The organism is Rhodococcus sp. MEB064, from assembly GCF_000834565.1.
GTDB lineage: Bacteria > Actinomycetota > Actinomycetes > Mycobacteriales > Mycobacteriaceae > Rhodococcoides.
This window is the reverse complement of record NZ_JXQS01000037.1, coordinates 22,367-32,395: the sequence shown is the minus strand read 5'-3', so window position 1 is coordinate 32,395 and position 10,029 is coordinate 22,367. Positions and strand designations below refer to the sequence as shown.

14 protein-coding genes are annotated in these 10,029 nt (G+C 65.8%); 5 read left to right on the top strand and 9 right to left on the bottom strand.

The genetic code is table 11. From position 1 onward, the window contains the following. Nucleotides 1–60: 60 nt before the first annotated feature. Nucleotides 61–405 carry an RNA polymerase-binding protein RbpA gene (locus RU01_RS16660; RefSeq protein WP_042575694.1) on the bottom strand — a complete coding sequence of 115 codons (345 nt, stop codon included), beginning with the start codon at nucleotides 403–405 and terminating at the stop codon, nucleotides 61–63. A gap of 161 nt (nucleotides 406–566) precedes the next feature. Here RU01_RS16660 and RU01_RS16655 point away from each other — a divergent pair, with 161 nt between their 5' ends. After that, nucleotides 567–929, top strand: a complete 363-nt coding sequence (locus RU01_RS16655; protein ID WP_231568752.1) for a hypothetical protein — start codon at nucleotides 567–569, stop codon at nucleotides 927–929. A gap of 13 nt (nucleotides 930–942) precedes the next feature. Here RU01_RS16655 and RU01_RS16650 read toward each other — a convergent pair whose 3' ends face one another. The 4 genes from RU01_RS16650 to RU01_RS16635 form a co-directional block, all read right to left on the bottom strand. Next, entirely contained in the window at nucleotides 943–1,818 is an 876-nt protein-coding gene (locus tag RU01_RS16650; protein ID WP_042575693.1) for an oxygenase MpaB family protein, read from the bottom strand. After that, the gene (locus RU01_RS16645) at nucleotides 1,815–3,260 is read right to left on the bottom strand and encodes an aldehyde dehydrogenase family protein (protein ID WP_042575692.1); all 1,446 of its coding nucleotides are present in this window, start codon (nucleotides 3,258–3,260) and stop codon (nucleotides 1,815–1,817) included. Before RU01_RS16645 ends, RU01_RS16650 begins: the two co-directional genes overlap by 4 nt. A 118-nt stretch (nucleotides 3,261–3,378) precedes the next feature. Then, complete coding sequence (locus RU01_RS16640; RefSeq protein WP_042575691.1) at nucleotides 3,379–4,659, bottom strand: lipase family protein; 1,281 nt, start codon at nucleotides 4,657–4,659, stop codon at nucleotides 3,379–3,381. Between the two features lie 46 nt (nucleotides 4,660–4,705). Next, a complete protein-coding gene (locus RU01_RS16635; protein WP_042575690.1) occupies nucleotides 4,706–6,094 on the bottom strand; it encodes a cytochrome P450 in 1,389 nt (462 codons plus the stop codon). 115 nt (nucleotides 6,095–6,209) lie between these two features. On the opposite strand from RU01_RS16635, the gene RU01_RS16630 reads away from it, so the two are divergent. The 4 genes from RU01_RS16630 to RU01_RS23480 are packed head-to-tail and all read left to right on the top strand — an operon-like array spanning nucleotide 6,210 to nucleotide 7,848. Beyond that, nucleotides 6,210–6,791, top strand: coding sequence for a TetR/AcrR family transcriptional regulator (locus RU01_RS16630; RefSeq protein ID WP_042575717.1), 582 nt, complete (start codon nucleotides 6,210–6,212; stop codon nucleotides 6,789–6,791). 10 nt (nucleotides 6,792–6,801) lie between these two features. Continuing rightward, complete coding sequence (locus RU01_RS16625) at nucleotides 6,802–7,239, top strand: helix-turn-helix transcriptional regulator (protein WP_042575689.1); 438 nt, start codon at nucleotides 6,802–6,804, stop codon at nucleotides 7,237–7,239. Between the two features lie 10 nt (nucleotides 7,240–7,249). After that, complete coding sequence (locus RU01_RS16620) at nucleotides 7,250–7,663, top strand: VOC family protein (protein WP_042575688.1); 414 nt, start codon at nucleotides 7,250–7,252, stop codon at nucleotides 7,661–7,663. Nucleotides 7,664–7,713: 50 nt separating this feature from the next. Next, on the top strand, nucleotides 7,714–7,848 hold the full coding sequence (locus RU01_RS23480; protein WP_269430146.1) for a hypothetical protein: 135 nt from the start codon (nucleotides 7,714–7,716) through the stop codon (nucleotides 7,846–7,848). Between the two features lie 275 nt (nucleotides 7,849–8,123). On the opposite strand, the gene RU01_RS16615 is transcribed toward RU01_RS23480, so the two are convergent. The 4 genes from RU01_RS16615 to RU01_RS16600 all read right to left on the bottom strand — a co-directional run bounded on the left by RU01_RS16615 (nucleotide 8,124) and on the right by RU01_RS16600 (nucleotide 10,017). Then, entirely contained in the window at nucleotides 8,124–8,411 is a 288-nt protein-coding gene (locus tag RU01_RS16615; protein WP_042575687.1) for a winged helix-turn-helix transcriptional regulator, read from the bottom strand. After that, complete coding sequence (locus tag RU01_RS16610; protein ID WP_042575686.1) at nucleotides 8,408–8,812, bottom strand: VOC family protein; 405 nt, start codon at nucleotides 8,810–8,812, stop codon at nucleotides 8,408–8,410. The genes RU01_RS16615 and RU01_RS16610 overlap by 4 nt, the downstream gene beginning before the upstream one ends. A gap of 32 nt (nucleotides 8,813–8,844) precedes the next feature. Next, nucleotides 8,845–9,606, bottom strand: a complete 762-nt coding sequence (locus tag RU01_RS16605; protein WP_042575685.1) for an SMI1/KNR4 family protein — start codon at nucleotides 9,604–9,606, stop codon at nucleotides 8,845–8,847. 135 nt (nucleotides 9,607–9,741) lie between these two features. After that, on the bottom strand, nucleotides 9,742–10,017 hold the full coding sequence (locus RU01_RS16600) for a YrhK family protein (protein ID WP_042575684.1): 276 nt from the start codon (nucleotides 10,015–10,017) through the stop codon (nucleotides 9,742–9,744). Nucleotides 10,018–10,029 lie beyond the last annotated feature (12 nt).

Below are 10,029 nucleotides of genomic sequence, written 5' to 3'. Positions count from 1 at the left end.
CACACGAAAGGGCCCCGGAGCATCGAATGCTCCGGGGCCCTTGTCGGCGTAGCGGATCTGTCAGACGCCGGCGCCGCGGCGCTTCGCCTTGAGCAGATCCATCCGCTCCTTGAGCAGCTCTTCGAGCTCCTCGACCGAACGACGCTCGAGCAGCATGTCCCAGTGGGTACGCGGAGGCTTGACCTTCTTGGCCTCGGGTGCGGTGCCCTCGAGCAGAGCACCCTCCATGCCGTTGCGGCACAACCAGGTTCCGGGCAGTTCCGCATCGTCGGCGAAGGGAACCTCGAACACCTCGCCGTTGTCGGTGCGGTACTTGGCCATCCGACGGGGTGCGAGATCGTGGTCGCGATCGGTCTCGTAGCTCACCGCTCCGAGTCGACTACCTCGTAATACGCGATCTGCCATGGTGGAGTCCTCTCTCGATCGTGGAACGTATGCGTGTCAGCGTGCACCGAGCTCGACGAACAACACGCTACGAAGAGCATCAACGCACGACGCGGGTGAAACGTTCCCGCACACGAACGGCCTATTCTACCCCGTCCGGCGCTGTCGGTATCGTCACCACCGTGGCGGTCACCGACAGTGCGATACGAGACGGATCTGCACGCTCGCGCCGACCCGGGACCTGCGTCTGGTGTGGCCGCCCCGTCGCCGAGGTCGCCCTCGGTCGGCGACGTCGCTACTGCCGACGGTCCTGCCGACAGCGAGCCTACGAACAGCGCGAATCCGTCAAGGACACGACGATCCCGGCCGACGCGATGATCCTCAGCAACGACGAGGTCGTCGCCGCCGCGGACCGGGCGTTCGGGGTCCGCTGCGCCGCCGAGGACGTGGCTACCGCCGTGGCGGAAGGCGCGAACGCCGAGGAGCTGGCGGAACTGTGCGAACAGCTCGTGACCTTGGCCAAGGACGCCGAGCGACTGCGATGACCCTCCAGGCCGACTAGGCCTGGACCCCCAGATCGGTGGGGTGGTACCCGTCCGGATACCCGGGATAGGTGCGATTACGAGGATCTCGACCGGACCGCGAGACGGTCCGCTTCGGTAGTACCCGCACCAGTCCGGAGCGCATCTGCAATGCCGCGCGGAGTGTCGAGGTGACAGCGGGGCGTGCCGGCGGGAATCCGAACGCTGCCGTCATGTCGGCGTCGATCATCGAGTGGACGGCGGTGCGGACCACCGGCCCCAGCGGCCTCGGGTACCACGATGCGAGAAGGTCACGGGTGTACTCGCCGACCGCACGGTTGTCGTCGGAGAAGAGGAACTGCTCCCGTTCGTACCGGAGCTTGAACGCGTGGAACTCCTCGTCGGATGTCGGGATGTCCCGGATACCCATACGGATGCCCACCTGGCGGTAGAACTCGACTCCGGCGCGACGCTCGTTCGGTCGCAGTCGGCGCCAGCCGTACCGGTCGATCCAGTCGAGGGGATCGAACGCGAAAGTCGACAGCACGTACAGCATGTCGTCGTTCGAGATGTCGTAGCGCGCGTGCATGCGGTTGACCGTGCGGAGCGACGCACGTCCGCGTTCCGAGTCGTACCCGTGCTCCACGAGTTCGCCCATCAGGAGCGCCGTGTCGTCGTACCGTTTCTGCGGGCGCTTCTCGAACTCGCCGGTCCGCCGGAGCAGGTTCGAGATCGTGGGAACGCAGTACGTGCGGAACAGGGCGAACTCGAGCGATCGCTGGTAGTCCCACGGGAATTCACACCCGGCGGTGATCTTCACGATGGTGGGGGCATCGCGCACCGGATCCAGCTCGTCGATCACCTGCGCCCACCCGCCGCGCCCCCGCCGGGGCCGCGGGAGGACCGTGGTCATCGGCCGTAGACCTTCGTCAGCAGCAATCGAGCGACTGTGACATCGCGCTTCTTGCGCGTCATGGTCACCAGGCCGAGCGGGGCTGCGAAACGTTGCTTCGTGACCGACTTGACCCGTGAGAATTCGCGGAGTCCGTCGGCGCCGTGGATGCGACCGAACCCGGAGTCGCCGACACCGCCGAACGGGAGTGCTCCCACGGCGGCGAAGCCCAGGACGGAGTTGACGGTGACGACACCGACCCGCAATCGGTCCGCCGCGCGCTCTGCCGCTGCTGCCGACGCCGTGAACACGGAGGCGCCGAGGCCGTACTTCGAGGCGTTGGCCTTCTCGATTCCTTCGTCCAGGTCGCGGATCCGGTTCACCACCACGGTCGGGCCGAACGTTTCCTCGGCGACGGCCGAACTGTCCTCGGGAACGTCGACCAGCACGATCGGGTCGACGAACGGTGCCCTGATCGAGTCGATTCCGCCCACCACCGCGCGGCCGCCGCGTGCGAGAGCGTCCTCGACCTGATCGCGCACGATGTCCACCTGCTTCGGCAACGTCATGCGGCCGTACTGCGAGTCGTCCGCGTCGCCGACCCGTAGTCCGCGGACACGGGAGGTGAGGGCCGCCATGAACTTGTCGGCCACCTCGTCGACGACGTATATGCGCTCGACACCAGCGCAGGTCTGCCCCGCGTTGCCCATGGCGCCGAACGCCGCGAAGGTGGCCGCCGCCTCGATGTCGGCGGTCGCGTCGACGATGAGCGCGTCCTTGCCCCCACCTTCGACGACGATCGGTGTCAACGTCTCCGCGCACACCGCCATCACCTTCTTGGCCGTCGCCGTCGACCCGGTGAACGCGAGCTTGTCCACGCCGGATCGACACAGCGCCTCGCCGACTCGGCCGTCACCGGTCACCGTCTGCAGCACCTGGTGCGGTGCCGCGAGCGACGCCCACGCGTCGGCAAGCCAGAGTCCGGTGCGGGGAGTCAGCTCGCTGGGCTTGAACACCACCGTGTTGCCGGCGGCCATGGAGTACGCGATGGATCCCATCGGCGTGTAGACCGGGTAGTTCCACGGGCCGATGACACCGACGACACCCATCGGCTGATAGCGCACGGACGCAGCATGATTGATGCTGACGACACCCGGATACACCGATCGCTCCCGCAGCACACGGCGCGCGTTCTTGGCCGCCCACGTCAGGTGTTCGACCGCGAGCATCACCTCGAGGAGGGCGTCGTCCTTCGGTTTGCCCGTCTCCTCCCGCATCGTGTCGATGAGAGAAGCGGAGGTCCGCGCGATCGTCGATCGGAACTCGAGCAGCCAGCCCTTGCGGTCCGCGTAGTCCAACCGACCCCACCACTGGAACGCATCGCGGGCGCGGGCGACGGCGGCTGTCACCTCCCCGTCGGGCGATGTCTCGGTCGTGCGGTCCGGAGAGTGCTGGATGGTCATCTATATCCCTCGATCGCGCGGGTGTACCACTGTGATCGGTGACACTATGACTCTTCGGCGTCCGTAACAATGACCGAGCCGACCGTGGTCGGTGACTCCGTCGCGCCGACCGGACCGATCAGTCGATGCTGCACCCGGCGGTGGGGACGTCGGCGAACCTGTCCATCAGGTACGCCGCGGCCTCGCCGCCGTAGCCGTCGATGATCTGAGGCCCGAAGTGGTTGGGCAACACCGCCCCCGGAAGAATCGGCGGCAACGGATTCGATCGGAACGTCACCGACGCACCCTGCCCACACCACTCGTTCGCCAGGTCCCGAGCCTGTCCGTACGGCACCGTGTCGTCGTTGACGCCGCTGGTGATCAAGACCGGGACCGACGGTGTCAGTGTGCCGGTGCGCAGCTTGTCGAAGATGGGCCCTGCCTCGGGAATGGACCGCAGGTTCTCGGACATCGACAGCCCGTCCTTCGTCAGCGTCTCGGTGCGCAGGAACGGGTACTTCAGGATCGTGTCGGCGATGCACTCGGTGGAGAGGTCGCTCAGAACCGCCTTGCCGTAGTCGGACACACGCTCCTCGACCCGTGAGCGCAGCGACGGGTTGCGTTCGAGAACTCCGTTGAGGGCGTACCCGATGACCCCGCCGATCAACGTGCCGTCCACCCGGTTCAACACGTCGAGGAGATCGGCGGTGGGTGCGCCCGCCCAGGTTCCCTTGATGTTCAGGTCCGGTGCGTAGGACGCAGCGGATTCGGCCGCGGCTGCCGTGGCACCGCCGCCCTGCGAGTATCCCCAGAGCCCGATGGGGGAGTCCGGGTCGCCGGCCAGTGCAGTGGCAGCGCGGGCACCGTCCAACACCGCGTGCGCCTGCTCAGGACGGTTGACGTAGGTGTGCACGCCGGGAGTTCCGAGTCCGATGTAATCGGTGACGAACACCCGCGCGCCCATCGATCCCCACAGGGTCGAGGACACGAGCTCCTGGTTCGCGGACAGCGACAGCGGGTCCGTCGTGAGGTTCAGTGCGAGAGGGAACGCTCGCGAGGGCGCGCACTGATCGCCTTGCCCGACGGTGCCCGGAGCCACCACGACGGTGGGCCGCGGACCGGAGCCGCGCCACGGCACGGCGGTGTCGATGTACGTCCCGGTGACGGCGACGGGCTCGTCGTTCTCGGTTCGCGAGGTGTACATGACGCGTTGTGCCACAGCCGGATACGACCCACCGGCGCCGGGCGCCGCGAGATAGAGCGGCATCGGCTCCGTCTTGATCACGGTGCCGGGAGCGCTCGTGAGCGTGGTCGGTGGGGTGTAGAAATCGTCCGCGGGAGAGGCATACGCGGGTGCCGCGCCGACTCCGACGAGCGCGGCGGCGACGGTCAGCACCACGAACCGACGGGACAATTTCATGAAGGACCCTCTCCACCGCACGGACCCCCCGGCAGGCGTCCTGAAACTAGACAGTTCCGGCCCGATGTGTCAAGGACAGCTCGAAGCCCTTCGGCATGAGGGTCAGTCGCTCCTCGATGACGAGCTCGTAGTCCGGATCGGGCGCCACGTCGAACGTCTGCAGGATCGTGCCGAGGACGATCAACGACTCGTGGATCGCGAACTGCCGGCCGATGCAGGCGCGCTCGCCCGTTCCGAACGGCTTGTAGGCGTGCGGGGGGCGCGCCCTGACGTTGGCCGACAGGAAACGGTCGGGATCGAACTTCTCCGGATCGGCGCCCCACACCGGGTCGCGATGCAACCCGGGGATCAGCACCAGCGCCCAGTCGCCGGCGGCCATTCGGCGACCTCCCACCGTCGTGTCGGTCCTGGCTTCGCGGGCGTACCCGGGCGCGGTCGGCCACAGACGCAACCCCTCGTCGAGCACCCGACGCACGAAACGGAGCTTGCCGACCTGCTCGAACGACGGGGCGCTCGATCCCCAGACCTCGTCGACCTCCGCGCGGGCCTGCGCCCACAGCTCGGGGTTCCGTGAGAGGTAGTACAGCGCGAAGGACAACGAGCCCGACGTCGTCTCGTGGCCGGCGATGAGGAAGGTGATGATCTGGTGCCGGATGTTGACCTCGTCCAGAGCGTTCGGATCACCGTCCCGCGCCGCCTGCAACATGATGTCGAGCAGATCGCCGTCCCCGTGAGTCTCACCGTCACGGCGTGCCCGCACGATGTCGTCGAGAAGGTCGGCCATGAAGGCTTTGTCCTCGTCGTTGCGACGATTCCTCCTCCGGAACAACAGATCACTGCCGGGAACAGGGAGGAGTGCGCGCCGCTGGTTGTGCTGGAGAGTACGGACCATCGCACGCACGAACGGGTGCGTCTCGGCGCGCGTGAAGGAGTCGAAGCTGTAGCTGAAACCGGTGCGTCCGATGGTCTCGAGTGTCAGTTTCGTCATGTCCGACGAGACGTCGACTCGGTCACGAGAAGACCAGTGCGACACCAGTTGTCCTGCCACGTCGAGCATGATGTCGTGATAGCTGCGCATGGCCGACTGCGTGAACGCCGGTCGGAGCAGATCGTGGGCCTTGCGCCAGTTCGGCTCGTGCGAGTACGCCGTGAACAGCCCGTCCCCGCCGATCGACCGGAGACCTGCCACCGCGGGCGCCACGTGTTTGACGAAACGTGTCTCGTCGCTCATCTCCTCCACGAGGTCAGCGCCGGACACGATCACGAAGCGACGTCCGAGCACGACGCGTTCGAAGATGGGACCGAGTTCTCGTGCGAGTGCCACGGAATCCTGCACCGGAGTCGTCGCGTGCACTCCGAGCACATCGCCGAGCAGGGGAAGGCGTCGACGAGGGTGGGGGAGCGCGGGGGTTACGGACGGGATCGTGGTGGCCACGGTCGGACCTTTCGGCAGAGGACCCGGCTTACTGAACCGGCATGCAACAAGGCACGCTACGCGCTACTGAACGCGTGTCAAGTATCACGCTCACTCCCGTAGGATGACCCACGTCATGACCACCCCTCGTAAGCGCCTCTCGCCCGATCAGCGCCGCCACCAGCTGCTCGAGATCGGGTCACGGCTGTTTGCCGAACGGCCGTACGACGAGGTGTGGATCGAGGAAGTCGCGGACCTCGCCGGCGTCTCGCGCGGTCTGATGTATCACTACTTCGACTCCAAGCGTGACTTCTTCGCCGACATCATCCGGCTCGAATCTGCGCGCATGGTCGAGTTGACCGCGCCGGACACCACACTTCCCGTCGACGAGCAGGTCGCGGCGGGCCTCACCGCCTACATCGGCTACTCCGCCGACCATGCGCACGGTTTGCGAGCACTCAACCGCGGCACCATGTCCGGTGACGTCGAGATACAAGCCACCCTGACCGCGGAGCTCGAGATCCAGCAGGAGCGCATCCTCGCTGCACTGGGTCCCGAAGGCGGTGCGGACGAGGTGACCAGGGCGGCCGTGCGGGGATGGGTAGCGTTCGTCCGCGCAGTGTGCGTCGACTGGGTGGACCGTCGCTCGATCTCGGCGGAGGATGTGCACGCGCTCTGCATGCGCGCGCTCCACGGTCTCCTCCACGTTGCCGAGTGATCGCGATTCCATGACCACGTCCGATGCGCAGCGGCTCGAGGACCTCCGACGACTACGCCGCGTGCGCGATCGTATGGACCGCGACTACGCACAACCATTGAACGTGGAAGCGCTCGCGGAGGGCGCACACATGTCCGCCGGCCACCTCAGCAGGCAGTTCCGCGCCGCCTACGGCGAATCGCCCTACTCCTACCTGATGACGAGACGAATCGAGCGTGCGATGGCGCTCCTGCGCGGGAGCGATCTGTCGGTGACGGACATCTGTTTCGCCGTCGGATGCTCGTCGCTGGGTACCTTCAGCACCCGCTTCACCGAACTCGTCGGATCCTCGCCGAGCGCGTACCGGCAGCAGAACCGTGCCACCGACACCGGCGCGCCCTCCTGCATCGAGAAGGTGGTCACGCGACCGATCAGGAATCGAGAAGCGAACGGCCACAGGCGTCTCTAGGGTCGTCCCCATGACACTGACCATTGCATCCAGCTTCCTTCCCCAGGACGACCCGGAGGCCGCGCTGACCTTCTACCGGGACCTGCTCGGCTTCGAGGTACGTCTCGACGTCGGCTACGAAAATCTGCGCTGGCTCACCGTCGGCCCTCCCGGACAACCGGACACCGCCATCGTTCTCACCCCGCCCGCCGTCGATCCGGCGATCACGGAGGACGAGCGCCGCGTCATCACCGAGATGATGGCCAAAGGCACGTACGGCGGAATCCTCCTGGCCAGCGACGACCTCGAGAAGACCTTCGACGCGCTACAGGCCGCCGACGCCGACATCGTGCAGGAGCCCATCGATCAGCCGTACGGCATCCGAGACTGCGCAGTGCGTGACCCCGCCGGCAACCTGATCCGCATCCAGCAACGGCAGCAGTAGTCGCTCTCCGGTTTCACCGCGCGACCCTCGGGTACCTGTGCGACATGGTGATGAGTACCCCGTCCGACAAGCAGGCCGACGATTACGACCCGGACGCAGATCCCGACATGCTCGAATCCACGACCCACCAACCCGACCAGGCCGAGGGCGACGACGACAGCGGTATCGGGGACCCGTCTCGCTAGGTGCGCGGTCACGCATCATTCGAACCGGTAGACAACGTCCTCGACGTGCGGCACGGCGAAGGTGTAGAACACGCGCAGCACACGATCGACCGACGTCCTCCGGTTTCGGAAACCTGCTCCGGTTGTAACCGGAGAGCATTGCTGGAAGCGGAGCAGTTTCGACGTTCCCGCAACGGTTCTGGCAACCTGCAGCGGTTGCAGCCGTTGCAGGTTGCCGGGACCGTTGCAGGTAACGGGTTTGCGGACTGTGACGGGGACGATTGCGCTCGCTCATGTCAGCTTCCAGGGTTCTCCTCGCCCCAGAGTCCCAGTGCGACGATCGCGTCGCGCAGAGCAAGTCCACGATCGGTCAGCGCGTAGGCCCGAGTGTTGTGGCGCAGGGGGAGTCGAGTCAGAACGCCGGCTTCCTGCAGCTCACGGAGGCGGGTGGCCAGCATGTTGGTCGGCACTCCGAGATCGCGCTGGAGATCGCCGTAACGCTGCGGCCCGTCGAGTAGACGCTCCACGATCAGCAACGCCCATCGCGCTCCGACGACGTCGAGGGCCCGCGCGAGATTGCTCATTCCGCCGAATCGGCGTCCGGCTTCATCCAGAACGGTGAGTAGTGGTAGCCGTCGAGGTCGTCGAACTGCCGCTGGTACATGAAGGGGTAATTGTCGGTCTCGCCGATCCGCCCACCGGCGGCACGGGCGCGCTCGACGAGTTCGTCAACCGCTTCGCGGCTGCCGAGATCGAACGACACCGTGACCTTCGACGGGGTACGAGAATCCCCGACAAGGTCCTCGGCGCCGCCGACGCTCGCGTACATCTCGCGGCTGCCGAGCATGACGTACTGCTCCGGGGCGATCGAGAAGCACGACACGTTGTCATCCGACATCTGCTCGTTCAGAGTCCAACCGAGGGATCGGTAGAAGGTAGTCGCGCGCTCGACGCTCTCGACCGAACAGGTGATGAAAAGGCTCATGAGGGATACACTTGCAAAATGCAAGTGCGACGTCAAGGCCTGGTATTGCGGACGGTGCCGTACGGCATAGGACCCGGATCGACGACAGAAGCGCGCCAGACGTTGCCGACATCGGGTTGCGCTCGAAAAGCGGACGGGAGACCGTTGTGCGAACTGTCGACGCCTTTGACTGCCGTCGCCGGCCCCCGGACGTCCCAGTCGAGAGTTCCATCGGCCAGAACCGGATGCCAGTCGCCGATCGGCTCGCCGGAGACGACAGCACTGCGAATGTCGTGAAGCATCGACGCCAAGGACGACCACTGCGGGATGCCGAGGTGACCTCCGTCAGAGCTTCGGAACGATATGCAGCCTCGACGTTCTCCGGGGCGGGTGTCACAGAACAAGTGGTTCGAATCCCAGCGCGAGATCGGAATGTAACTCGGCAGAAAGAGATGGTCGTCCGTGTCGATGCCGGCGACATCATAAGACGCCACGATGTCGGAATAGGGACCGTAAAAGTCCTCGTCGTCGGCGACGACGTCCTTCATCACGTCGATCAAGAAGGCATGGCGGTCAGGGATGTCCGACACCCTGAGCAGTGAACCGGCCGGAAGAAGCGTCCCTTTGCCGGCAATGGCGTCCTGACCATCGTGAAGCGCATAGAAGTCGCGCAGTTCCTGTGTCCACGGGGCGGTGAGTTCTTCGGCCTGTCGAACCCGGCTGTCGGGAGCCGGTGGTCGGATTCCCGCCGCCGTCACGGGCGCCAGTCGTCGCACGACCATCGACAACGCGTTCCATTCCTCCGCAAGATCCATCGGAACACGCTACAACCGTCGAGCACCGGATCGCGGCTACGCGCGCTGGTGCGGACGCGTCGGGATCCCGGCACCACCACGTCGTTTTGTGCCGATAATCGACATTATGTCAGGTTATGCCAATCCGGGCGAGGTTCAGTACTCCCCGCCGTCACTGTCGTCGGCCGGCGCGTGCAGGCGAGTCAGGTGCACCCGACGTGCGAGTCGAATGACCGGCCGGATCAACAGTTCGATGCTGCCGATCAGGAACAGCCACGTTCCCGCCGTGGTGGTCGATTCATGGAAGAACAGAACACTGCCGGCGATGAACCACACGGCGACCAGGATGTCGTTGACGATGCTGACGACTTCCCACCGTTGTCTGATGATCAGTTCTTCGCGGCCGATCGTCACCGTGATCGGATTGCTCATCCGTGTCCCCAC